21 protein-coding genes are annotated in these 23,205 nt (G+C 66.7%); 14 read left to right on the top strand and 7 right to left on the bottom strand.

All coding sequences use genetic code 11. The features are described 5' to 3' along the window. The first annotated feature begins 79 nt into the window (after window positions 1–79). From IU514_RS11000 to metH, 3 genes are read left to right on the top strand one after another with little or no spacing between them, the layout of a single operon-like run. Window positions 80–1,078, top strand: a complete 999-nt coding sequence (locus IU514_RS11000) for an ArsR family transcriptional regulator (protein ID WP_194931146.1) — start codon at window positions 80–82, stop codon at window positions 1,076–1,078. Further along, the gene (locus tag IU514_RS10995) at window positions 1,078–2,181 is read left to right on the top strand and encodes a homocysteine S-methyltransferase family protein (RefSeq protein WP_194931145.1); all 1,104 of its coding nucleotides are present in this window, start codon (window positions 1,078–1,080) and stop codon (window positions 2,179–2,181) included. The genes IU514_RS11000 and IU514_RS10995 overlap by 1 nt, the downstream gene beginning before the upstream one ends. Continuing rightward, on the top strand, window positions 2,178–4,865 hold the full coding sequence (gene metH / locus IU514_RS10990; protein WP_194931144.1) for a methionine synthase: 2,688 nt from the start codon (window positions 2,178–2,180) through the stop codon (window positions 4,863–4,865). Before IU514_RS10995 ends, metH begins: the two co-directional genes overlap by 4 nt. Window positions 4,866–5,024: 159 nt before the next feature. On the opposite strand, the gene IU514_RS10985 is transcribed toward metH, so the two are convergent. From IU514_RS10985 to IU514_RS10960, 6 genes are all read right to left on the bottom strand, one after another. Then, on the bottom strand, window positions 5,025–5,681 hold the full coding sequence (locus IU514_RS10985) for a DUF2058 domain-containing protein (protein ID WP_194931143.1): 657 nt from the start codon (window positions 5,679–5,681) through the stop codon (window positions 5,025–5,027). 8 nt (window positions 5,682–5,689) lie between these two features. Then, window positions 5,690–5,920, bottom strand: coding sequence for a SlyX family protein (locus IU514_RS10980; RefSeq protein ID WP_194931142.1), 231 nt, complete (start codon window positions 5,918–5,920; stop codon window positions 5,690–5,692). Window positions 5,921–5,925: 5 nt separating this feature from the next. Continuing rightward, window positions 5,926–7,272 carry a UDP-glucose dehydrogenase family protein gene (locus IU514_RS10975; protein ID WP_194931141.1) on the bottom strand — a complete coding sequence of 449 codons (1,347 nt, stop codon included), beginning with the start codon at window positions 7,270–7,272 and terminating at the stop codon, window positions 5,926–5,928. A gap of 63 nt (window positions 7,273–7,335) precedes the next feature. Further along, window positions 7,336–8,130 (bottom strand): FKBP-type peptidyl-prolyl cis-trans isomerase, encoded by a 795-nt coding sequence (locus IU514_RS10970; protein ID WP_228760640.1) that lies wholly within the window; start codon window positions 8,128–8,130, stop codon window positions 7,336–7,338. A gap of 106 nt (window positions 8,131–8,236) precedes the next feature. Continuing rightward, on the bottom strand, window positions 8,237–9,172 hold the full coding sequence (locus IU514_RS10965) for an FKBP-type peptidyl-prolyl cis-trans isomerase (RefSeq protein WP_194931140.1): 936 nt from the start codon (window positions 9,170–9,172) through the stop codon (window positions 8,237–8,239). A 97-nt stretch (window positions 9,173–9,269) separates the two neighbouring features. Continuing rightward, window positions 9,270–9,818 (bottom strand): glutathione peroxidase, encoded by a 549-nt coding sequence (locus IU514_RS10960; RefSeq protein ID WP_194931174.1) that lies wholly within the window; start codon window positions 9,816–9,818, stop codon window positions 9,270–9,272. Between the two features lie 140 nt (window positions 9,819–9,958). Here IU514_RS10960 and IU514_RS10955 point away from each other — a divergent pair, with 140 nt between their 5' ends. From IU514_RS10955 to IU514_RS10930, 6 genes are all read left to right on the top strand, one after another. Then, complete coding sequence (locus IU514_RS10955; RefSeq protein ID WP_194931139.1) at window positions 9,959–10,354, top strand: hypothetical protein; 396 nt, start codon at window positions 9,959–9,961, stop codon at window positions 10,352–10,354. 3 nt (window positions 10,355–10,357) lie between these two features. Further along, window positions 10,358–10,735 carry a GntR family transcriptional regulator gene (locus tag IU514_RS10950; RefSeq protein WP_194931138.1) on the top strand — a complete coding sequence of 126 codons (378 nt, stop codon included), beginning with the start codon at window positions 10,358–10,360 and terminating at the stop codon, window positions 10,733–10,735. Next, window positions 10,732–11,631 (top strand): ABC transporter ATP-binding protein, encoded by a 900-nt coding sequence (locus tag IU514_RS10945; protein ID WP_194931137.1) that lies wholly within the window; start codon window positions 10,732–10,734, stop codon window positions 11,629–11,631. Before IU514_RS10950 ends, IU514_RS10945 begins: the two co-directional genes overlap by 4 nt. Next, a complete protein-coding gene (locus IU514_RS10940) occupies window positions 11,628–12,671 on the top strand; it encodes a hypothetical protein (RefSeq protein ID WP_194931136.1) in 1,044 nt (347 codons plus the stop codon). Before IU514_RS10945 ends, IU514_RS10940 begins: the two co-directional genes overlap by 4 nt. Before the next feature lie 182 nt (window positions 12,672–12,853). Further along, window positions 12,854–13,681: a DUF4097 family beta strand repeat-containing protein gene (locus tag IU514_RS10935; protein WP_194931135.1), complete on the top strand. Its 828-nt coding sequence runs from the start codon at window positions 12,854–12,856 to the stop codon at window positions 13,679–13,681. Window positions 13,682–13,712: 31 nt separating this feature from the next. Then, window positions 13,713–14,384, top strand: coding sequence for a DUF2884 family protein (locus tag IU514_RS10930; protein WP_194931134.1), 672 nt, complete (start codon window positions 13,713–13,715; stop codon window positions 14,382–14,384). A 140-nt stretch (window positions 14,385–14,524) separates the two neighbouring features. On the opposite strand, the gene IU514_RS10925 is transcribed toward IU514_RS10930, so the two are convergent. After that, window positions 14,525–15,949: a class II fumarate hydratase gene (locus IU514_RS10925; RefSeq protein ID WP_194931133.1), complete on the bottom strand. Its 1,425-nt coding sequence runs from the start codon at window positions 15,947–15,949 to the stop codon at window positions 14,525–14,527. Window positions 15,950–16,095: 146 nt separating this feature from the next. On the opposite strand from IU514_RS10925, the gene purB reads away from it, so the two are divergent. From purB to IU514_RS10900, 5 genes are all read left to right on the top strand, one after another. Beyond that, complete coding sequence (purB, locus tag IU514_RS10920; RefSeq protein WP_194931132.1) at window positions 16,096–17,472, top strand: adenylosuccinate lyase; 1,377 nt, start codon at window positions 16,096–16,098, stop codon at window positions 17,470–17,472. 77 nt (window positions 17,473–17,549) lie between these two features. Next, window positions 17,550–17,948 (top strand): VOC family protein, encoded by a 399-nt coding sequence (locus tag IU514_RS10915; RefSeq protein WP_194931131.1) that lies wholly within the window; start codon window positions 17,550–17,552, stop codon window positions 17,946–17,948. Beyond that, complete coding sequence (locus IU514_RS10910) at window positions 17,945–19,222, top strand: JmjC domain-containing protein (RefSeq protein ID WP_194931130.1); 1,278 nt, start codon at window positions 17,945–17,947, stop codon at window positions 19,220–19,222. Before IU514_RS10915 ends, IU514_RS10910 begins: the two co-directional genes overlap by 4 nt. A gap of 1 nt (window position 19,223) precedes the next feature. Further along, on the top strand, window positions 19,224–20,141 hold the full coding sequence (locus IU514_RS10905) for a GNAT family N-acetyltransferase (RefSeq protein ID WP_194931129.1): 918 nt from the start codon (window positions 19,224–19,226) through the stop codon (window positions 20,139–20,141). A gap of 219 nt (window positions 20,142–20,360) precedes the next feature. Continuing rightward, on the top strand, window positions 20,361–23,192 hold the full coding sequence (locus tag IU514_RS10900) for a 2-oxoglutarate dehydrogenase E1 component (RefSeq protein ID WP_194931128.1): 2,832 nt from the start codon (window positions 20,361–20,363) through the stop codon (window positions 23,190–23,192). Window positions 23,193–23,205 lie beyond the last annotated feature (13 nt).

Raw genomic sequence — 23,205 nt, 5'->3', positions numbered from 1 at the left:
CCCGTCCCACCCTTCGAACTTGACCCATCCACCCCTCCGGACCCACACTTATCGCTATATCGCGATAGGTTGATAAAGCATGGACCTCGAAGGCTGGTCGTCCCGACTGAAGGTGTTCGCCGACGCGACGCGCGTACGGCTGCTGGCGCTGCTGGAGCGCGAGGAGCTGACCGTGGCCGAGCTGTCGGCCATCACCCGCCTCGCCCAGCCGCGCGTATCGACCCATCTGGCAAAGCTCAAGGAAGCCAGCCTGGTCCGCGACCGCCGCGCCGGTGTGTCGGCCTACTACCGCTTCGACGACGCGGCGCTCGACAGCGCGCAGAAGGCACTGTGGCAAACGCTCCGCGAAGGCAGCGACGACCCGCTGCTGCGCCAGGACGCCGACCGGGTCAGGGACGTGCTGGCCTCGCGCGCGGTCGACCAGAACTGGGCGGACAGCGTGGCCGGCGACATGGAACGCCACTACTCCCCGGGACGCACCTGGGAAGCCATGGCGCGTTCCGCCCTGCCGCTGCTGGAGCCCGGCGACGTGCTCGACATCGCGTCCGGCGACGGCGTGCTGGCCGAACTGCTCGCGCCACATTCACACCGGTACGTGTGCCTGGACTCGAGCACCAAGGTCGTGCTGGCCGCGTCCGAACGCCTGCGCCGCCTCAAGAACGTCGAGGTGCGCGAGGGCGACATGCACGCCCTGCCGTTTCCCGAAGCGCATTTTGACCTGGTTGTGCTGATGCATGCGCTGACTTACGCCGACCAGCCGGCCCAGGCCGTCGTCGAGGCCGCGCGAGTGCTCAAGCCAGGCGGGCGCCTGCTGCTCACCAGCCTCGCACGACACGAGCACCGCGGCGTGGTCGAGGCCTACGGCCACGTCAATCTCGGGTTCTCCGAGAAGGAGCTGCTGAAGTACGCGGCCAAGGCCGGGCTCGACGTGAGCAGTTGCAACACCGTCACCCGCGAACGGCGTCCGCCCCACTTCGAGGTGATCGCCCTCATCGCCCACAAGCCGGCGGAGCCCGCCTCCGCGCGCCGCCACACCGACAAGACCCACGCGCGCCCCACCGCGAAGAAGAACCCGTAATGACCGCCACCCTTCCCTGGATCGACCCGCGACGCGCACAGGCCCTGCAGCGCCTGCTCGGCGAGCGCATTCTCATCATCGACGGCGCCATGGGCACGATGATCCAGCAGCACCATCTGGACGAGGCCGATTACCGGGGCGAGCGTTTCGCCCACGGTTACGACCGGGCCTATGCCTCCACTGGTCACGCGCACGGCGACGGCTGTGGCTGCGCACGCGACCAGCGCGGCAACAACGACCTGCTCAACCTGACCCAGCCCCAGATCATCAGCGGCATCCACACGCAATACCTCGACGCTGGCGCGGACCTGATCGAGACCAATACCTTCAATTCGACCACCGTATCGCTGGCGGACTACGGCCTGGAACACCTGGCCCGCGAGCTGAACGAAACCGGCGCGCGCCTGGCCCGCGCCGCCTGCGACGCGGTCGAGGCGAAAGACCCGAGCCGGCCGCGCTACGTCATCGGCGTGCTGGGTCCGACCAGCCGCACGGCCTCGCTCAGTCCCGACGTCAACCGTCCGGGTTTCCGCGCCATCACTTTCGACGAACTGCGCGAGGCCTATCGCGAGGCCGCAGACGGCCTGATCGACGGCGGCGCCGACATCCTGATGGTCGAGACGGTATTCGACACGCTCAACGCCAAGGCCGCGCTGTTTGCGGTCGAGGAAGCCTTCGAGGCGCGTGGAGCGCGACTGCCGGTGATGATCTCCGGCACGATCACCGACGCGTCCGGCCGGACCCTGTCCGGGCAGACGGCTGAAGCCTTCTGGTACTCGCTGCGCCACTCGCAGCCGTTGGCGATCGGCCTGAACTGCGCGCTCGGCGCCAAGGACCTGCGCGTGCACGTGGACATCCTGGCCCAGGTGGCTGATGCCTATGTCAGCACCCACCCCAACGCCGGCCTGCCCAATGCGTTCGGCGGCTACGACGAGACGCCCGAAGACATGGCGGCGGTGCTCGGCGAGTTCGCCCAGGCCGGCCTGCTCAACCTGGTCGGTGGCTGCTGCGGGACCACGCCGGCGCACATCGCCGCAATCGCACAGGCGGTAGCGGCGCATCCACCGCGCGCACTGCCGAACCTGGAGACGGCCGCCGCATGAGCGCACTACCCCGCCAGACGCGACTGAGCGGCCTGGAGCCGTTGCAGATCACTCCGCAAAGCAACTTCGTCAACGTCGGCGAGCGCACCAACGTCACCGGCAGCGCGCAATTCAAGAAACTGATCCTCGAAGGCCGCTTCGACGAAGCGGTGGTGGTCGCGCGCCAGCAGGTCGAGAACGGCGCCCAGGTCATCGACGTCAACATGGACGAAGGCCTGCTCGACTCCGAGCAGGCCATGGTCACCTTCCTCAACCTGATCGCCGCGGAACCCGACATCGCCCGCGTCCCGGTGATGGTGGACAGCTCCAAGTTCAGCGTCATCGAGGCCGGCCTCAAGTGCCTGCAGGGCAAGGGCATCGTCAACTCGATCTCGATGAAGGAAGGCGAGGCCGAGTTCCTGCGCCAGGCGCGCCTGGTGCGCCGCTATGGCGCGGCCGTGGTGGTCATGGCGTTCGACGAGGCCGGCCAGGCCGACACCATCGAGCGCAAGGTCGACATCAGCACGCGCGCGTACCGGCTGCTGACGGAGTCGATCGGCTTCCCGCCCGAAGACATCATCTTCGACCCGAATGTGTTCGCGATCGCTACCGGCATCGAGGAACACAACGACTACGCCGTGGCCTTCATCGAAGCCACGCGCGAACTCAAGCGCCGCTTTCCCTACAGCCACGTGTCCGGCGGCGTCTCCAACGTCTCGTTCTCGTTCCGCGGCAACGAGCCGGTGCGCCAGGCCATCCACGTCGTGTTCCTGTACCACGCGATCAAGGCCGGCATGGACATGGGCATCGTCAATGCAGGCGCCCTGCCCCTGTACGACGATCTCGATGCCGACCTGCGCGAGCGCGTCGAGGATGTCGTCCTCAACCGCCGCAGCGACGCCACCGAACGCCTGCTGGAGATCGCCGACCGCTACAAGGGCAAGAAGGGCGAGAAGAAGGTCGAAGACCTCGCCTGGCGCGACAAGCCGGTGCGCGACCGCCTGAGCCACTCGCTGGTTCATGGCATCGACCAGTACATCGAGACGGACACGGAAGAAGCCCGCGCCCAGTCCTCGCGTCCACTGGACGTGATCGAAGGCGCGCTGATGGATGGCATGAATGTCGTTGGCGACCTCTTCGGCGCCGGCAAGATGTTCCTGCCCCAGGTGGTCAAGTCGGCACGCGTGATGAAGAAGGCGGTGGCCTACCTGCTGCCCTACATCGAGGCCGAGAAGCTGCGCACCGGCGACGCCGGCAAATCCAACGGCAAGATCGTCATGGCCACGGTCAAGGGCGACGTGCACGACATCGGCAAGAACATCGTCGGCGTCGTACTGGCATGCAACAACTTCGAGGTGGTCGATCTCGGCGTGATGGTGCCGGCACAGACGATCCTCGACCGCGCGAAGGCCGAGAACGCCGACCTGATCGGCCTGTCCGGCCTGATCACGCCGTCGCTGGAGGAAATGAGCCATGTCGCGCGCGAGATGCAGCGCCAGGGCTTCGCGATCCCGCTGCTGATCGGCGGCGCTACCACTTCCCGAGCGCATACGGCGCTGAAGATCGATCCTCACTACAAGGCGCCGACCGTTTGGGTCAAGGACGCCTCGCGAGCGGTCGGCGTGGCGCAGTCGCTGATCAGCAACGACCTGCGCACTGCGTTCGTTGCCGCCAACGACACCGACTATGCCGAGATCCGCGAACGCCACAAGCATCGTGGCGATGGCAAACGGCTGGTCTCGCTGGAGAAAGCCCGCGGGCAGCGTTTCGACGGCCGTTGGAACGAGTACGTTCCGCCCGCGCCGAAACAAACCGGGCTGCAGGTGTTCGACGACTACCCGCTGGCCGAACTCGTCGACTACATCGACTGGACGCCTTTCTTCAACACCTGGGAACTGGCCGGCAAATACCCTGCGATCCTGACCGACGAGGTCGTCGGCGCGCAGGCCAGCGAGCTGTATCGCGACGCACGGGCGATGCTCGCGAAGATCGTCTCGGAGAAGTGGCTGGTGGCGAAGGCGGTGTTCGGCATGTGGCCCGCCAACAGCACCGGCGACGATGTTGTTGTCGAAACCCAGGGAGGTGCCACAACCCTGCACTTCCTGCGCCAGCAGGCGGACAAGCCAGTGGAGCGTCCCGACTTCTGCCTGGCCGATTTCATTGCGCCGAAGGACAGTGGACGTGAGGACTGGATCGGTGCGTTCGCGGTCACGGCCGGCATTGGCATCGAGCCGCATGTCGCCCGCTTCGAGGCCGACCACGACGACTACAACGCGATCCTGCTCAAAGCATTGGCCGACCGGCTCGCCGAGGCGCTGGCCGAACGCCTGCACGAACGCGTGCGCAAGGAATTCTGGGGCTATGCCGAAGCCGAATCGCTGGACAACAACGCCCTGATCAGCGAGTCCTACCGTGGCATCCGCCCGGCTCCCGGTTATCCGGCATGCCCCGAGCACAGCGAGAAGGCCACGCTCTTCCGCCTGCTCGACGCCGGCAACCACGCGGGCATGCGCCTGACCGAGAGTTTCGCGATGTACCCGGCGGCGGCGGTGTCCGGCTATTACTTCAGCCACCCCGACAGCCAGTACTTCGTCGTCGGCCGCGTGTCGAAGGAACAGGTCGAGGACTATGCGCGCCGCAAGGGCGTCAGCCTGGCGCAGGCCGAACGCTGGCTGGCATCCAATCTCGACTACGACCCGGACTAGTTGCCGCGCGTCCGGCGCGCGGCGGCGCGGATGGCCTTCTCGTTGCCATACGTTGAGGCGGCGCGGCTCGCATCGAACCTGGATTACGACCCGGAGTAATGGCTACCGGCGGCGCTGCTCAGGCGCGCCGCCGGTGCCTTGCGATTTGAATCCCGCGAACTACCAGACCAGGTCGTCAGGCACCTGGTACATCGGATCCGCATAGGGATCGGCTTCAGGCGGCGCATTCGGATCGACCTTGAGTGCCAAAGCCGGCGCGAACACTTCCTCTGCCTGCGCGAGCAATGCCGCATCGACCAGCAGGTAGCGCCCGTCCATCTGCAATACGCCGAGCTCGCCGGCGTTGAGCGCCTTCAGCTGCGCCTCGTTCACGTAGATGCGCTTGATCTTGCCGCCGTACGGGAAGTGGCGCGCAATCTCCGCGGCCGGATCGTTGAGCTCCTTGTCCTTGACCAGCTCCGCCAGCTTCGCGCGCGCTTCGCGACGCTTGCGCGCCTCTTCCTGCTTGGCGGCTTCCGCGGCGATGCGCTCGTCCTTCTCGCGCTGCGCGCGGATGGCGTAGGCCTTGGCGAGATCGATGTCCTCACGCTCGCGCTTGCCATGCCCTGCGCCGTGCTGTGGACGCTGACCGTGCGGCGCAGGCTTGCCACCGTGCGGACGCTGGCCGTGCGGCGCGGGCTTGCCCTTGCGAGCGTCCGGACGTGCAGGCGCATGGCCGCCAGGCTTCTTCCCTGACTTCTGCGGTGCAGGACGCTCGGGCTTGGGGGCCGGCTTGAAACCCAGGCCCAGGAGTTGGTCGCGGAGGCTGTCGCTCATTGCTCGGATCAGTAATGCGGCGGGGGTGGTTCTTGTGAAGGATCGCCCGTCAGCGGGCCAGACGCCAGCGCGGTGCGAAGCTGGCGCAATTCCTCGAGCGCGCGATGCAGCAGCAGCGACGTGCGCGCCTCTTCGCTTCGCGATGCGGCAAGCGCATCGCTCAGCTCGGCGATGGCGTGTTCCTGGAACGCCAGACGCGTTTCCAGGTCGACCAGGCGCTCTTCCACCGTGCCGTTCATCGGGCTCAACCTGCGACCACGGAGCGTCCGCGGCCGATTCCGTAATAGGCCAGTTCGGCGGCCTCGACCTCGTCGGGGTGATAGAGGTTGCGGCCATCGAAGATGACGCGATCGGCCAACGCAGCGTGCAGGCGGCTGAAGTCCGGGCTGCGGAACTGCTTCCATTCGGTCACCACGACCAGAGCGTCGGCACCGGCCAGCGTGGCATGGGCGGAGTCGCACATCGCCAGGTCATCGCGCTCGCCGAAGATGCGCGCAGCCTCGTGGCTGGCTTCCGGATCGTAGGCACGCACCTTGGCGCCCGCATCCCACAATTGCTGCAGCAGGCGCCGGCTCGAAGCCTCGCGCATGTCGTCGGTATTGGGCTTGAACGCCAGCCCCCACACGGCGAAGGTCTTGCCTCGCACGGACTCGACGCTGCCGTAATGGCGCTCGATCAACTCGAACAGATGGCCCTTCTGGCGATCGTTCACCGCTTCGACGGCACCGAGGAGTTCGGCACGGTAGCCATGCTGGTGCGCGGTGCGCTCCAGCGCCTGCACGTCCTTCGGGAAGCAGGAACCGCCGTAACCGGCGCCGGGATAGATGAAATGCCAGCCGATGCGCGGATCGGAACCGATGCCCTGTCGCACCATTTCGATATCCGCCCCGACGCGCTCGGCGATGTTGGCGATCTCGTTCATGAAGCTGATCTTGGTCGCCAGCATCGCGTTGGCGGCGTACTTGGTCAGCTCTGCCGAACGCACGTCCATGACGACGATGCGCTCGTGGTTGCGGTTGAACGGCGCGTACAGCCGCTTGAGCTTCTCCACGGCCTGCAGGCTGCTCGCACCGATCACGATGCGGTCCGGGCGCATGCAGTCGTTGACGGCATCGCCTTCCTTCAGGAACTCGGGATTCGAAGCAACTTCGAACGCGAAGTCGGCGCCGCGCGAAGCCAGTTCCGCGGCGATCGCCGCGCGAACCTTGTCGGCGGTGCCGACCGGCACGGTCGACTTGTTGACGATCACGGTCGGCCCGCCGAGGTGGCGGCCGATCGTGCGCGCCACGGCGAGCACGTACTTCAGGTCAGCGCTGCCGTCCTCGTCGGGCGGAGTGCCGACCGCGATGAAGATGACTTCGCCATGGCCGATCGCCTCGGCGGCATCGGTGGTGAAATGCAGGCGGCCGGCAGCATGGTTGGCCTTGACCATCGGCTCCAGGCCGGGCTCGTAAATCGGGATCACGCCGCGGTTGAGTCCATCGACCTTTTCCCGGTCGATGTCCACGCAGACCACGTCATGGCCCACGTCGGCCAGGCAGGTGCCGGTGACCAGGCCCACATAACCGGTGCCGAAAATGGTGACGCGCATTGCTGTTTCCTTTCCTGGAAATGGAAACGCCGGCGGCCGCGCCGCCGGCGTCCTGTTACTGGTTCAGTTGCTGCCGGGCTTGACGATCTCAAGCAGCTCGACTTCGAACGCCAGCGTGGCGTTCGGGCCGATCGGACCACCCGGGGTGCCCTTCTCGCCATAGCCCAGCTTGGCGGGAATCCACAGCTTGTACTTGCTGCCCACCGGCATCAGCGCGATGCCTTCCTGCCAGCCCGGAACGACCTGGTTGAGCGGGAACATCACCGGCTCGCCACGATCGTAGGAGCTGTCGAAGGTCTTGCCGTCCAGCAGAGTGCCCTTGTAATGCACGCGCACGACATCGCTGGCCTTGGGCTTGGGACCGGTGCCTTCGGTGACGACTTCGTACTGCAGGCCCGAAGCGGTGGTCTTCACGCCAGGCTTCTTGCCATTCTCCGCGAGGAACTTCTGGCCGTCCTCAAGGTTCTTCTTGGCCTTGGCCATCATCTCGGCGATCTGCTTGGCCTGCATCTTCTGCATGAAGGCCTCGTTGATCTCGGCCGCCTGCTTCTCGTCGAGCAGCAGCTTCTCGCCCGCCAGCGAACTTTTGACCGCCTTGGAAACGACGTCGAAATCGATCTCGTCCTTGACCGGCTCCAGCGACTTCGCAAGGCCCATGCCGATCATGTAGCTGACGCGGTCCTTCTCGGTCGGAAGGCCCGGGATCGACTTGCCGTCAGCGGACTTGCCGGCCTCGGCAGTCTCGCTCTTGGCGGCGTCGGCCTTTTCGGCGGGCTTGTTGCAACCGGCGGCAAACAGCGCCAGCGAACCCACGGCAAGCGCGAGCGCGGTGTGACGCAGGTACGGATTCATCGACATCTAGTGGACTCCAGGAGACGGGGCACGGCCTGCGGATGCGGCCGTGAGGTCAGACAAGCTGCCAGCGGAGAGCTGAACGATGGGTGCAATGGAACGTGGAAGGACCTTAGAGGATCGCCATCAGTTCGACCTCGAACACCAGCGTGGCGTTCGGACCGATGCCACCCTGCGGCATGCCCTTCGGGCCATAGGCGAGTTCACCCGGGACCCAGAACTTGAACTTGCTGCCGACCGGCATCATCGACACGCCCTCGGTCCAGCCCGCGATGACCTGGTTGAGCGCGAACTCGGCCGGCTGGCCGCGACCGTAGGAGCTGTCGAACTCGGTGCCGTCGAGCAGCGTGCCGCGGTAGTTCACACGGACGCGGTCGGTGGCCTTCGGGCGCTGGCCGGCACCCTGGCGCAGCACCATGTACTGCAGGCCCGAGCCGGTGGTGAACACACCCTTCGTCGCCTTGTTCTTGGCCAGGAAATCCGCGCCTTCGCTGCGGTTCTTCTCACCCAGCGCGGCCACTTCGGCCATCATCTTGTTCTGCACCTTGAGCTGGAACGACTGGCGCACGGTGTTCAGTTCGGCCTCGCTCAGCAGCGGCTTGCCCTTGGCGAACGAGGTGCGGATGGCCTGCACCAGCACCGGCACTTCGATCTCGTCCTTGATCGGGGCCAGCGAACGGCCGACGTCGGCACCGACGAGGTAACCGACCTTGTCCTTCGCGACTTCCGGGACCTTGGCATCCGCCGGGGCCTGGCCGGCGCGCGAGGCGATGCGCAGCATCAGCGATTGACCGACGGTCTTGGCTTCGGTTTCCGTGATCAGCGGCTGCTTGCCGGCAAAGGCATTGTCGACGGCGCGCTGGAACGCGGCGATGTCGAGGTCCGGCGCCACCGGCGCGATCGACTGGGCAATGTCGCTGCCCACCATGTAGCTGGCTTTCTCGCGGTCGGTGGTCAGCACGGTCTTGTCCTGGGCAATGGCTGCCGCGCTGACGAGCACGGCCGCAGTGGTGAGCAACACGGCTGCGCCGCGCACGAAACCCTTCATCGTTTTCCTACTCCTGTCGCACCGCGGGCGCGGTGTGTGTGGTCGCCTATTGTCGCGGTCGCTGGCAAAACCGGCAATCGCGACCATCTCCGGACTTTCAGCGTGGCCGCGGCGCGTTCAGCGCCTTCTCGATCGCTGCCACGACCGTGGGGTCGTCGGGGCGGGTCTTGCTGCCGAAACTGGCGACGAGCCGGCCGTCGCGGCCCAGCAGGTACTTGTGGAAGTTCCATTTCGGCGCCTCGCCCGCAGCCTGCGCAAGGCTGCGATAAAGCGGCGTGGCTTCGTCGCCGGCCACGTGGACCTTCTCGAACATAGGGAACTTCACGCCATAGGTGAGCGTGCAGAATTCCTGGATCTGCTTCTCGTCATCGAACTCCTGCGATTTGAAGTCCCCCGACGGAAAGCCAAGGACGGCGAAGCCCTGTGGCCGGTAACGGGCGTGCAGGGCTTCCAGCGCTTCGAACTGCGGCGTGTAGCCGCATTTACTTGCGGTATTGACCACCAGGACGACGTCACCTCGATAGGTCCGCCCCAGGTCGACCGGGGTTTTCCCGGCCAGGGGCCGGTAGCTGCCGGACAGCAGGCTGGCGGCGGCCAGCGCCGCCGTGGCGCTCAAGGACAGGGCCAGAACGGCCGAAACAAGCAGGGTCTGGGGGCGCATGGACGGGGGCTCATTCAGGAAGCGCGGGAAGTATGACTTCAGTTGGGTACACCCGTATTGACGCGACGTATTTTGGTGTTATAGTTGCCTACAACACCGGTCTACCAACGAGCAGGATGTTCGCCATGAACCGCAGGCTCCAGAACACGTACACCGCACTGCTGGCCTCGGGAGCCACCCTCGCCATGGCCCTGATGATGGCCAGCCCGGCCACCGTCAAACCCAACCCCGAGGAAATCCCGATCCAGATCGGCGCACTGAGCTTCCGCTACGTGCCGAACCAGGCCGGTGTTTCCAATGCGGAACATGCCAAGGCCCTGGCCCGCAGCATCGAACGCCGCGCCGACAAGGTCGAAACCCTGGCCGACGCTGCCGCCCTCACCGCCGAACTGGCCACGGCCGCTGTACTGATCGACACCGCCGAGGCCAGCGGCGAGTCGCCACGCTCCGCCAACAAACCCCGGCATCGCAGCCGCCAGACTCTAGCCATGCCTTACTTCTCATTCGCACCGCGGGGCTGAACCATGACCGCCATCCAGTGGAGCGACGGCGCTCCCATCTACCGCCAGCTGAAGGAGCGCGTCGTAGCGATGATGCTCGACGGGGTCCTCAAGCCCGGAGACGCCCTGCCATCCGTCAGGCAGGTCGCCGCCGAGTACCAGCTCAACCCCATCACCGTCTCGCGCGCCTATCAGGAACTGGCAGACGAGGCTCTAGTCGAAAAACGCCGAGGATTGGGCATGTACGTGACTGAAGAGGCAGCAAGGAAACTGCTCGTCAACGAACGAGAGCGCTTCCTCCGCGAAGAATGGCCGCTGGTGCTCGAACGCATCCAGCGCCTCGGCCTGAGCATGGAAGAACTTCTCAGCGGCGGTCCTAACGCAGCGGCAGGTATGCCATGAACGACATCGCATTCAACGGCGGCGCCCGCACCGAAACCCGCAGCGTCGTGACCGCACGTCACCTGCGCAAGGCTTACAAGAACAAGCTTGCGCTCGACGACACCGCGTTCGAGATCCCGGCCGGCCGCATCGTCGGCCTGATCGGCCCCAACGGCGCCGGCAAGACGACGGCCCTGAAGGCGATCCTCGGCCTGATCCCGTTCGAGGGCGAACTGTCGGTGCTGGGGCGCGACCCGCGTACGCAGCGCGACGAGCTGATGCAGGACGTGTGCTTCATCGCCGACGTCGCGGTGCTGCCGCGCTGGATCCGCGTCAAGGAGGCGATCGAGTTCGTCGCCGGCGTGCATCCGCGCTTCGACCGGGCCAAGTGCGAACGCTTCCTCGCCCACACCCAGCTCAAGCCCAACCTGCGCGTCCGTGAAATGTCCAAGGGCATGATCGTGCAGCTGCACCTGGCGCTTGTGATGGCGATCGACGCCAAGCTTCTGGTCCTCGACGAACCGACGCTGGGCCTGGACATCCTCTATCGCAAGCAGTTCTACCAGCGCCTGCTGGAGGATTACTTCGACGAGGAGAAGACCATCATCGTCACGACCCACCAGGTCGAGGAGATCGAACACATCCTCACCGACGTGATGTTCATCCGCGACGGCAAGATCGTGCTCAACCACGACATGGACCACCTGGGCGAGCGCTTCACCGAGGTGCTCGTGGATGCCGGCAAGCTCGAGCAGGGCCGCGCCCTGAAGCCGATCGACGAACGCGCGCTGCCGTTCGGCAAGACCGTGATGCTGTTCGACGGCGCGACGGAAGACCAGCTCGCCGGTCTCGGCGAAACCCGTACGCCGGGCCTGGCCGACCTGTTCGTCGCCACCATGAAGGGGACCTACGCATGAACGCCATTGCAGCCAGCCATCCGCATGCCGCGGTCAACCACCCCACCCACAAGCTCAAGCTGCTGCTGAAGCGCGAGTTCTGGGAGCACAAGGGCGGCTTCTTCTGGGCTCCGATCGTTGCCGGCGCCATCTCCCTGCTGTTGACGCTCATGGCGATCGGTACCTTCGAGCTGATGATCCGACGCGTACCGGAGCATGCCCGCATCAATGTCGAGGGAGGCAGTTTCCAGATCAATGGCATCGATCTGAACATGCTGACCCAGAAGCTGAGCCCGGACGAACTGCACCAGTTCGGCGGCGGTCTCGATTTCGCCCTGTACGCCGCCTCGGGTTGGCCACTGGTCGTGCTGATCTTCGTGGTGTTCTTCTACTGCCTGGGCAGCCTGTACGACGACCGGAAAGATCGCAGCGTGCTGTTCTGGAAGTCGCTGCCGGTCTCCGACCGCGACACCGTGCTGTCCAAGGTGATCACTTCCACGATTGTCGCGCCGACGCTCGCCGTGCTCGTGGGCCTCGTCTCGATGCTCGGGTTTCTGACGATTCTCAGCCTGGTGGCACTGTTCCACGGCGGCAATCCAGTCTCCCTGCTGTGGGGACCCGCCAGCCCATTGAAGGTCGCCGGAACCCTGATCGCCTCGATCCCGGTCTACGCGCTGTGGGCGATGCCGACCGTGGGCTGGCTGATGCTGTGCTCGGCCTGGGCCAAGAGCAAGCCGTTCCTGTGGGCGATCATGATCCCGGTGTTCGCCGGCATCTTCGTCAGCTGGTTCGACCTGATGCACGTGTTCGACCTGGAATCCACGTGGTTCTGGAAGAACATCGTCGCCCGTGCCCTGCTGAGCGTGGTTCCGGGCAGCTGGTTCGACGTCGCGAACGTCGGCCCGGTCAACGTCGACGGCCCGCAGGCGATCCACTCGGTCGTCAACCTGGGCACCATGTATTCGGTCCTGGCGACGCCCCAGCTGTGGATCGGCGTGATGGCCGGCGCACTGATGATCATCGCGGCGATCCGCCTGCGCCGCTGGCGCGACGAGGGTTGAGGCAAGCCGCTTGCGCGGCACTACCGTGCGGCGCCGAACGCCCGGCCACGGATCGGCCGGGCCGGGCTCTCCGAAGCCGATAACGTGACGCCATGGAAGGCATGGCAGAAATTAGGTCGCGGTACCGCAACTGCAGCTCCGTTGCGCGCATCCCAGCAGGGCCAACCACGCAGAGACCCACCATGCACAAGATGCTTCCCGCCCTTGCCCTTGCCCTTCCCCTTGCAGCCCCCCTCGCCTTGGCCTGGCAATCCGCCGCTGCCCAGGACCACCACTGCAAGCACTCGCAGCCACGCAACCTGACCCTCGACCTCGCGGGCGTGAAGGCCGTCGTGTTCGAGATCGGCCCGCACGACCTGCGCGTCGATGCCTCGGCCACCGCCCGCCCCGGCATCCAGGGCCGGGCCTGCAGTTCCGACGCACAGCAGTTGGAATTGCTGTCGCTGACGCAGGAGCGCCAGGGAGAGAAGCTCGTCGTGCGTGCCGAGCGCAAGCAGATCGAGAACGGCTTTTTCAAGGACACCGCCTCGCTCGGCCAGTACCTGTTCGGCAACCACTACGCCTACCTGACCCTTGAGGCCCAGATCCCCGAAGGCATGCCGGTGCAGCTGAAGGTCGGCTCAGGCGACGCGGTGGTGACCGGCGCGGCCTCGCTCAGTGCGGACGTCGGTTCCGGCGACGTCCGCGCCAGCCGCATCCGCGGCCTGGTGGCGGCCGAGGTCGGCTCCGGCGACATCGAACTAGACGATATCGGCGAGCTGCGTGTCGTGTCGGTGGGCTCCGGCGACCTCGAAGCCAGGCGCATCGCCCACGGCGCCCAGGTCGACCAGATCGGCTCCGGTGACGTCGGCCTGCAGGGCGTCGGCGGCAATGTCCAGGTCGGCAGCATCGGCTCCGGCAACCTCGATGTCCGCGACGTCCGCGGCACGCTGTCGGTGCGCTCCGTCGGCAGCGGTTCAATCGATCACGACATCGTGGCCGGCGCAGTGTCGCTGCCCGGGCAGCACTGAGCTGGTCCCACTCAATACCATGAGCAAAACCATGAACCACTCGATCCGCACCATCGCCGCCACCGCACTGCTCGCCGCCCTGCCGCTGCTCGGCGCCTGCGAATCCAAGACTCCGGAACAGCAGGTGCAGAAGGTCAAGGAAGAATCGATCATCTCGCAGGCCACGCGTGAAGCCGTTGCAGAGGCGCGCAAGGAGATCAACGAAGGCAACATCTCCGTTTCCAACGACCACAAGTCGGGACAAGGCAAGGCCGAAATCACGCCGAAGGGCGACCTGCTGATCGACGGCCGCGCAGTCGCGATCAATCAGGAACAGCGCAAGCTGCTGCTCGAATACCGCGGTCATGTTGCCTCGGTGGCCGAAGCCGGCGTCGAGATCGGCATGCAGGGCGCCGACCTGGCTACCAAGGCCGTGGGCGCCGCACTGAAGGGCGTGTTCACCGGCAACACCGAGGACGTCGAGAAGCACGTCGAAGCCGAAGCCAGCAAGATCAAGGCCTCGGCATTGAAGCTGTGCGACCGGCTGCCGGCGATGATGGCCTCGCAGCAGAAGCTCAAGACGGCAGTGCCCGAGTTCGCGCCGTACGCGACGATGGACCAGTCCGACATCGACGAGTGCCGTGAGGACGCCAAGGAAGACAAGGGCGGCAAGCACGAGAACTTCGCGGACAAGGCAGCGGCCGCCGAGTCCGTCAAGCAGTAAGCCTGCACGGGCCGTCGCTGCGACGGCCGCCGCAACATGAAAGCCCGGACGCCGCCAGGTATCCGGGCTTTTTCCATGTGCACCCATGTAGGAGCGTCAGCCGCGACGGACCGCAAGCCGGGGCGCTCCCACAGCGAAGTTCAGCCGCCGCCTCCGCCCCCGCCCTCCTGGATGCCTCCGCGGGTCAGCGCGGCAGGATCAAGCAGGCGCCGCAGTTCCCGCTCCGGAAGCCCGGTGGCCTCCATCGCGACGTCGAGCACCGCGCGCCCTTCCTTGTAGGCCTGCTTGGCGATCGCCGCGGCCTTCTCATAGCCGATGATCGGATTGAGCGCGGTGACCAGGATCGGATTGCGGTTCAACGCTTCGCGCACGCGATCGGGACGCGCGTTGATGCCGGCGATGGCGTCGTCGGCGAGCAGCCGCATGACGTTGGCCAGCAGGCCGATCGAACCGAGCAGGTCGTAGGCGATCAGCGGCAGCATCACGTTGAGCTGGAAGTTGCCGCTCTGCCCGGCCACGGTGATCGCGGTGTGGTGCCCCATCACCTGCGCGCAGACCATGCAGGTCGCCTCCGGGATCACCGGGTTGACCTTGCCCGGCATGATCGAACTGCCCGGCTGGAGCGCCGGCAATTCGATTTCGCCCAGGCCGGCCAGCGGCCCGGAGTTCATCCAGCGCAGGTCGTTGGCGATCTTCATCAACGCCACGGCCAGCGTATTGAGCTGGCCCGACAGTTCGACCGCGTCATCCTGCGCGGCGATGCCCTCGAACTTGTCGGCGGCCGATTCGAACTTCGTCCCCGACAGCGACGACAGCGACCTCGCCATCGCCCGGCCGAAACGCGGATCGGCGTTGATTCCGGTGCCTATCGCAGTGCCGCCGATCGGCAACCGGCGCAGGCGCTTCAGCGCATCCTCGATGCGCCCTTGGGCCGAGGCCAGCTGCGCGGCCCATGCGCCGAACTCCTGCGCGAACGTCAATGGCATCGCATCCATCAGGTGGGTGCGGCCCGTCTTGGTGACCTTGCCCAGCGCACGACCGCGCAGTTCGATGGTGCGCCGCAGGTGCCGGAGCGACGGCAGCAGGCGTTCCATCGTCGCCAGCTGTGCCGACACGCGGATCGCGGTCGGGATCACGTCGTTGGAGCTCTGGCCGAGGTTGACGTGGTCGTTCGGATGCACCTTGGCGCGGCCATCGCGCGTTGCCACCGTGGCGATGACCTCGTTGGCGTTCATGTTGCTCGAAGTGCCCGAGCCAGTCTGGAACACGTCGATCGGAAAATGCGCGTCGTACTCACCCTGCGCGACGGCGAGGGCCGCCGTATGGATCGCCTTCGCCGCGCCCTTGCCGAGCAGGCCGAAGCCTCCATTGACCTCGGCGGCCGCGGCCTTGATCAGGCCGAGCGCACGGATGAACTCGCGCGGCATCGGTCGGCCGGAGATCGGGAAGTTCTGCACGGCGCGCTGGGTCTGCGCGCCCCATAGCGCTTCAGCCGGGACCCGCAGTTCGCCCATGCTGTCGTGCTCGATGCGAAAGCGCGGCCCGCGGGGGTTTCTGGTGGCCATGGCCAACTCCTGGCGGATTCGTTTGTGGGGATGGGGCGCAGCTTACGCCCGCCGTCGCACACCCGGCTTTCACGCCGGGTTCCGGCCGGGAACTGCCTGAACCCGCTGGCTGTAGAATGGCGGGCTCGCTTCCCAGTGCCCGCGCCATGTCCAGCCAGATCGAAACCCAGTTGCTCGCCCTGTCCCCGCTCGATGGCCGCTATGCCGGCAAGGTCGACGCGCTGCGTCCGATCTTCTCCGAATACGGCCTGATCAAGGCGCGTGTGAAGGTCGAGGTCGAATGGCTGCTGGCTCTGGCCAACGAGCCGGGCATCACCGAATTGAAGCCGTTCTCCGAAGCCGCTGCCGCACGCCTGCGCGCGCTCGCCGACGATCTGTCCCCGGCCGACGCGGCTCGGGTCAAGGAGATCGAGCGCACCACCAACCACGACGTCAAGGCGGTCGAGTACCTGATCAAGGAGCGCCTGAAGGACGACGCCGAGCTCGGCCCGGCGCTGGAGTTCGTGCACTTCGCCTGCACCTCCGAGGACATCAACAACCTCAGCTACTCGTTGATGCTCAACCAGGCGCGCCAGTACGTGCTGCTGCCGAAACTCGACGAGCTCATCCAGAAGCTGCGCGCGATGGCGCACGAGCACGCCGCGCTGCCGATGCTGTCGCGCACGCACGGCCAGACCGCCTCGCCGACCACCGTCGGCAAGGAACTGGCCAACGTCGTCGCCCGCCTGCAGCGCCAGGGCGAGACCCTCGCCGGTGCGCGCATGCCGGGCAAGATCAATGGCGCGGTTGGCAACTACAACGCGCACGTCGCCGCCTACCCGGAGGTCGACTGGGCGAAGTTCTCCGAGCACTTCGTGCATTCGCTGGGCCTGAACTGGCAGCCCTACACCACCCAGATCGAACCGCACGACGGCATCGCCGAAGTCTGCGACGCCGCCAAGCGCATCGACACGATCTGCATCGACCTGTGCCGCGACATCTGGGGCTACATCTCGCTGGGCTATTTCAAGCAGGCGGTGAAGGCCGGCGAAGTGGGCAGTTCGACGATGCCGCACAAGGTCAACCCGATCGACTTCGAGAATGCCGAGGGCAACTTCGGCATCGCCAATGCGCTGTTCGAGCACTTTGCCGCCAAGCTGCCGATCAGCCGCTGGCAGCGCGACCTGACCGACTCGACCGTGCTGCGCGCCCTGGGTACCGCGTTCGGCCACGCGCTGATCGGCTTCGACGCGCTGCAGCGCGGCCTGGGCAAGCTCAGCGCCAACCCGGAGCGCCTCGCCGCCGATCTCGATGCCGCCTGGGAAGTGCTGGCCGAGGCCGTGCAGACGGTCATGCGCCGCCACGGCCTGCCCAACCCGTACGAGCAGCTCAAGGCGCTGACCCGCGGCCAGGGCATCACCGAGGCCTCGATGCGCGAGTTCATCGCTTCGCTGAGCCTGCCGGCCGCGGACAAGCAGCGCCTGCTCGACATGACGCCGGGCAGCTACACCGGCCTGGCAGAGCGTCTGGCCCGGGAAATCTGAGTTGCGCGTGTTCTCCTTGGGAGTACACCACGGAGCGGGGGCATAGCCCTCCTCCCCGGCCCGGACGGGAGGACACGATGAACCTGCTGGTCAACATCGACGTCGCGGAACTCGCTCCGGCCGAGGCCTTCTACACGCAGGCTTTCGGGCTGCAGCCGGCGCGACGCTTCGGCAACGGGGCCGTCGAACTGCTGGGCGCGCAGACGCCCATCTATCTGCTGTGCAAGGATGCCGGCACCATCGGCGCCGGCACCATGACCCGCGACTACGCACGCCACTGGACTCCGGTCCATTGCGACGTCGTGGTCACTGACCTGGAATCCGCCCTCTCGCGTGCGCTCTCTGCCGGCGCATCGCAGGAAGGCGCCATCCGCGAAGCCGACTGGGGCCGGATAGTCACTGTTGCCGATCCGTTCGGCCATGGCTGGTGTCTGCTGCAGTTCCGCGGCCGCGGTTACGACGAGATCGCCACATGAGCCCCACCCCACGCAAGGCCACGAAGGCCGCAACGAAGAAGACCTCGAACCCGTCGCGCGCGCCGGCAGCCTTGCCGATCGAGATCGATGCCAGTGCACTGCCCCCGCTGGGCATGCCGGCCGCGAAGTTCCTGCGCGACTACTGGCAGAAGAAGCCTCTGCTGATCCGCAACGCATTCCCCGGCTTCGAATCGCCGATCCAGCCCGAGGACCTGGCCGGCCTGGCCTGCGAGGAAGCCGCGCTTTCCCGCATCGTCATGCACGATCGCGCCAACGACCGCTGGACGCTGCGCCACGGACCGTTCGAAGAGGACGAGTTCCCGGGCATGCCGCACCAGGACTGGACGCTGCTGGTGCAGGACGTGGACAAGTGGGATGCCGATGTCGGCGCACTGCTGCAGGCGTTCGAGTTCCTGCCGCGCTGGCGCATCGACGACATCATGATCTCGTTCGCGGCGCCGGGCGGTTCGGTCGGCGCGCACGTCGACCAGTACGACGTGTTCCTGCTGCAGGCGCAGGGGCATCGCCGCTGGCAGATCGATGCCGGCCCCGCCCCTTCGCTGGAGTTCCGCAACGACGTCGAACTCAAGCTGCTGCGAGAGTTCACGCCCACCCACGACTGGGTACTCGGCCCCGGCGACATGCTCTACCTGCCGCCGGGCGTGCCGCACCACGGCGTCGCCGAGGACGCGTGCCTGACCTTCTCGGTGGGCATGCGCGCGCCCTCGGCCGCGGAACTGCTCGGTGATTTCGTCGACACGCTGGCCGCCGATGCCGATGAGGCGCTGCGCTACCGCGATCCCGACCTGGTGCCGGCGTCGGACAGCCATGAGATCGACGTGGCCGCGATGAATCGCGCCGTCGAGGCGCTGAACCTGCTGCGCATGAACGATCCGGACCGCCTCGGCGACTGGTTCGGCCGATTCATCACGGTGTATCGCGCTGCCGGCGAAGTGCATCCCGGCAGCGAGCCGCGTTCGCGCATCGAGATCGAATGGGACCTGCAGCAGGGCGCCTGGTTGCAACGCCATCCGTGGTCGCGCATGGCCTGGCGCCGTGCGCACCACGCCGGCGAACCGGCAAGGCTGTACGTCAGCGGCCAGGAGCATGAGTTGCCGGCCGACGACGCGCGCCGTATCGCCGGTTCCGGCACGATCGACGGGCCGCTCTATGCCGCCCTGTCGGAAGCGGGCCGCGACCGTGTCTACGCACTGGTGCAGGCCGGCCACTACCACCTCGCATTGGACCAAGCGGACGACGAACAAGGGGAATGACATGCCCGATGCCGTGGCCCAGGTAGCATCGTTCGCCGTCGACATCGTCGACTTCGAAGCCGCGCGCGCCGGCCTGCACGCGGTTCGCGAACAGGTCTTCATCGTCGAACAGGGCGTGCCGGCCGACATCGAACGCGACGCGCTGGATCCGCTCTGCCGTCATGTGCTCGCCCGCGACGCCGAAGGGCGCCCCATCGGCGCCGGCCGGTTGACGCCGGACCACCGCATCGGCCGCATGGCCGTGCTGGCCCAGTGGCGCAGCCGCGGCGTCGGCGAGGCGATGTTGCAGGCGCTGGTCGAGGAGGCCTGCCGGCTCGGCTGGCACGAGGTCAGCCTGCACGCGCAGGTGTCGGCGCTCGCGTTCTACTCGCGCCATGGCTTCATTCCGTACGGCCCGCGTTTTTCGGAAGCCGGCATCGACCACCAGTCGATGCGGCGCCGGCTCGATGCCGCGACACCGGTCGAGGGACGCGAGGCCGCCCAAGCCGCGCTGCAGGGAGTCATCGCCGGCGCCCGGCGGCAACTGCTGATCTACAGCCGCGAACTGGACCCGGGCCTGCTCGACCAGTCCGACGCGGTTTCCGCCCTGCGCCGCTTCGCCACCGGCGGCGGCGAGGTCCGGGTGCTGCTGCAGGACCCGGCCACGCCACAGCGTGCGCTGGCGCCGCTGCTGGGACTCGGTCAGCGCCTGACCACCGCGTTCGCCTTCCGTGCGATCGAGGAGCCGGTCGACCGTGACTACCCCTCCGCCTATGCCGTCAACGACCGCGGAGGCTGGTACTTCCGTGCCCTGGGGCATCGCTTCGAGGGCGAATGCCGCATGGACGACCCGGCCCGGGCGCGTCAGTTGCACGCCATATTCGATCCGGTCTGGGAGCGCGCCCGTCCGTGCTCGGAGTACCGCGCGCTGGGGATTTGAGCCGGCGGCGTGCGCCTGTGCCTTGAAGCGGCCCCGTCGGGGCCCAAACCTGAGTCCGTGGATTGGCCCGCGTGGGTCTTTCGACATAAGTGTTAGCCGCTGACTCACATCGTCCCGCTATAATTCCGAGTCTTAAGTGCCTGAATAGCCATCGGCGCATCGGCGCCGGTGTCTCGAAGCCCCTTTCCGCCCTCTCCCATCGAGTTTCCCGACGCAATCGTGGACAGTCTCCTCAAGCAGTTTTCCCAGTCCTCCCAGCTCGGCGCCAATGCCGCCTACATCGAGGATCTGTACGAGCAGTACCTGGTTTCTCCCGACAGTGTCGAACCCAAATGGAAGGCCTACTTCGACGGCTTCAAGGGCCGCGAAGCCGGTGACGTGCCGCACTCGGCCGTAATCGACAACATCGCCGAGGCCGGCCGCCAGGCCAGTCGTGGCGTGGTCGCGGTGGCTGCCGGTGCCGGCGACGAGCGCGAGCGCCAGGTCGGCCGCCTGATCACGGCTTACCGTTCGCGCGGCCACCTCGCCGCCGACATCGATCCGCTGGGCCTGTGGCAGAAGCCGGACGCGCCGGATCTGGCGCTGGGCTTCCATCGCCTGTCCGAGAGCGACCTGAAGGCCGAGTTCAGCACCGGCGGCGTCGGCGGCAACGACCGCATGAAGCTCGGTGACCTGCTGTCCCTGCTGAAGGCCACCTACACCGGCCCGATCGGCGCCGAGTTCATGCACATCACCGACGCCGAACAGCGTCGCTGGCTCTACGAGCGCCTGGAGAAGGCCGGCGGCAAGTTCGGCCGCACCGCCGACGACAAGAAGCGCATCCTCGAGCGCCTGACCGCGGCCGACGGCCTCGAGCGTTACCTCGGCACCAAGTACGTCGGCCAGAAGCGCTTCTCGCTGGAAGGCGGTGACGCCCTGATCCCGCTGATGGACACCACGATCCGCCGCGCCGGCGAACAGGGTGCCAAGGACGTGGTCATCGGCATGGCCCACCGCGGCCGCCTCAACGTCCTGATCAACACGCTCGGCAAGCCGCCGCGCCACCTTTTCGACGAGTTCGAAGGCAAGTTCGAGCACGTCCATAGCGACCTCGCCCACCAGGGCGACGTGAAGTACCACATGGGCTTCTCCGCCGACGTCGCCACGCCTGGCGGCCCGGTGCACCTGGCACTGGCGTTCAACCCGTCGCACCTCGAGATCGTCGACCCGGTGGTCGCCGGCTCGGTGCGCTCGCGCCAGGTCCGCCGTGGCGACAAGGGCCGCGAGCAGGTGCTGCCGGTGCTGATCCACGGCGACGCCGCGTTTGCCGGCCAGGGCGTGGTGATGGAGCTGTTCCAGATGTCGCAGGCGCGCGGTTTCGCGGTAGGCGGCACGCTGCACATCGTCATCAACAACCAGGTCGGCTTCACCACCAGCGCCGTGCAGGACGCCCGCTCGACGCTGTACTGCACCGACGTGGCCAAGATGGTCGGCGCGCCGGTCCTGCACGTGAACGGCGACAACCCGGAAGCGGTGACGTTCTGCGCCGAACTGGCGCTGGACTTCCGCAACCGCTTCGGCAGGGATGTGGTCATCGACCTGGTCTGCTACCGCCGCCACGGCCACAACGAAGCCGACGAGCCGGCGGCGACGCAGCCGGTGATGTACCAGGTCATCCGCAAGCACAAGACACCGCGTGAGCTATACGCGACGAAGCTGGTCGAGGAAGGCACGATTACCGCCGACATCGCGCAGGCGATGGTCGATGGCCACCGCCAGAAACTCGACGACGGCCTGGTCACCGCCGACGTGGTCGAGGTGAAGCCGGACGAGTTCACGATCGACTGGTCGAAGTACCTGTCGGGCAAGCTCAGCGACCCGGTCGACACCACCTTCGACCGCAAGAAGCTCGACAAGCTCGCGACCACCATCAACGATGTTCCCGCGGACCTGAAGCTGCACCCGCGCGTCGCCAAGATCTACGAGGACCGCCGCAAGATGGCGGCCGGCGAACTCGGCGGCGACTGGGGCTTTGCCGAGAACCTCGCCTACGCGACGCTGATGGACGAAGGCTACAAGCTGCGCCTGGTCGGCCAGGACTGCGGCCGCGGCACGTTCTTCCACCGCCACGCGATCCTGCACGAGCAGACCAACGACGAATACGTCCTGCCGCTGCGCCGCCTGGTCAAGAACCCGAGCGACGTGACCATCATCGACTCGCTGCTCAGCGAAGAAGCGGTGATGGGCTTCGAGTACGGCTACGCCACCGCCGATCCCATGACGCTGGACATCTGGGAAGCGCAGTTCGGCGACTTCGCCAACGGCGCGCAGGTCGTCATCGACCAGTTCCTGTCGTCGGGCGAAGCCAAGTGGGGCCGCCTGTGCGGCCTGGCGCTGTTCCTGCCGCACGGCTACGAAGGCCAGGGCCCGGAGCACAGCTCCGCACGCCTGGAGCGCTTCCTGCAGCTGTGCGCACTGGAGAACATGATCGTCTGCACGCCGACCACGCCGGCGCAGGCCTACCACATGATCCGCCGCCAGATGCGCATGACCACGCGCAAGCCGCTGGTGGTGATGACGCCCAAGTCGCTGCTGCGCCACAAGCTGGCGGTGTCTACGCTGGACGAGCTGGCCAAGGGCGAGTTCCAGCACCTGATCCCGGACGCAAGCGCCGACGCCAAGAAGGTCACGCGCGTCGTCGTCTGCGGCGGCAAGGTCTACTACGACCTGCTCGAAGAGCAGCAGAAGCAGGGCCTGGCCAACGTCGCGATCGTGCGCATCGAACAGCTGTATCCGTTCCCGCGGGCGCAGCTGGCCGCCGAGCTCAAGCGCTTCGGCAAGGCGACCGACGTGGTGTGGTGCCAGGAAGAGCCGCAGAACCAGGGCGCGTGGTACCAGATCCGCCACCACCTCGCCGCCTCCATGCACTCCGGCCAGACCCTGCACTACGCCGGCCGCGCCCGTTCGCCGTCGCCGGCCGCCGGTCACCTCGCCGACCACATCGCCGAGCAGACCGCCCTGGTCGCCGATGCGCTGATGAACCCGCTGCGCGGCGAAGTCACCGTCGAGTAACCGCAGCCCCCAC

This window comes from Lysobacter niastensis (assembly GCF_015453285.1).
Lineage (GTDB): Bacteria > Pseudomonadota > Gammaproteobacteria > Xanthomonadales > Xanthomonadaceae > Lysobacter_J > Lysobacter_J niastensis.
Note: the sequence above shows the minus strand (reverse complement) of the source record. Positions and strands in the feature narration are given on the sequence as shown.

Coding starts and splice junctions, on each gene's coding strand:
- IU514_RS10995 (WP_194931145.1), top strand. CDS start 1,078: ATGACCGCCACCCTTCCCTGGATCGACCCGCGACGCGCACAGGCCCTG.
- IU514_RS10965 (WP_194931140.1), bottom strand. CDS start 9,172: ATGAAGGGTTTCGTGCGCGGCGCAGCCGTGTTGCTCACCACTGCGGCC.
- IU514_RS10930 (WP_194931134.1), top strand. CDS start 13,713: ATGAACCACTCGATCCGCACCATCGCCGCCACCGCACTGCTCGCCGCC.
- IU514_RS10910 (WP_194931130.1), top strand. CDS start 17,945: ATGAGCCCCACCCCACGCAAGGCCACGAAGGCCGCAACGAAGAAGACC.
- IU514_RS11000 (WP_194931146.1), top strand. CDS start 80: ATGGACCTCGAAGGCTGGTCGTCCCGACTGAAGGTGTTCGCCGACGCG.
- IU514_RS10935 (WP_194931135.1), top strand. CDS start 12,854: ATGCACAAGATGCTTCCCGCCCTTGCCCTTGCCCTTCCCCTTGCAGCC.
- IU514_RS10970 (WP_228760640.1), bottom strand. CDS start 8,130: ATGTCGATGAATCCGTACCTGCGTCACACCGCGCTCGCGCTTGCCGTG.
- IU514_RS10915 (WP_194931131.1), top strand. CDS start 17,550: ATGAACCTGCTGGTCAACATCGACGTCGCGGAACTCGCTCCGGCCGAG.
- purB (WP_194931132.1), top strand. CDS start 16,096: ATGTCCAGCCAGATCGAAACCCAGTTGCTCGCCCTGTCCCCGCTCGAT.
- metH (WP_194931144.1), top strand. CDS start 2,178: ATGAGCGCACTACCCCGCCAGACGCGACTGAGCGGCCTGGAGCCGTTG.
- IU514_RS10980 (WP_194931142.1), bottom strand. CDS start 5,920: ATGAACGGCACGGTGGAAGAGCGCCTGGTCGACCTGGAAACGCGTCTG.
- IU514_RS10955 (WP_194931139.1), top strand. CDS start 9,959: ATGAACCGCAGGCTCCAGAACACGTACACCGCACTGCTGGCCTCGGGA.
- IU514_RS10945 (WP_194931137.1), top strand. CDS start 10,732: ATGAACGACATCGCATTCAACGGCGGCGCCCGCACCGAAACCCGCAGC.
- IU514_RS10940 (WP_194931136.1), top strand. CDS start 11,628: ATGAACGCCATTGCAGCCAGCCATCCGCATGCCGCGGTCAACCACCCC.
- IU514_RS10950 (WP_194931138.1), top strand. CDS start 10,358: ATGACCGCCATCCAGTGGAGCGACGGCGCTCCCATCTACCGCCAGCTG.
- IU514_RS10985 (WP_194931143.1), bottom strand. CDS start 5,681: ATGAGCGACAGCCTCCGCGACCAACTCCTGGGCCTGGGTTTCAAGCCG.
- IU514_RS10975 (WP_194931141.1), bottom strand. CDS start 7,272: ATGCGCGTCACCATTTTCGGCACCGGTTATGTGGGCCTGGTCACCGGC.
- IU514_RS10905 (WP_194931129.1), top strand. CDS start 19,224: ATGCCCGATGCCGTGGCCCAGGTAGCATCGTTCGCCGTCGACATCGTC.
- IU514_RS10925 (WP_194931133.1), bottom strand. CDS start 15,949: ATGGCCACCAGAAACCCCCGCGGGCCGCGCTTTCGCATCGAGCACGAC.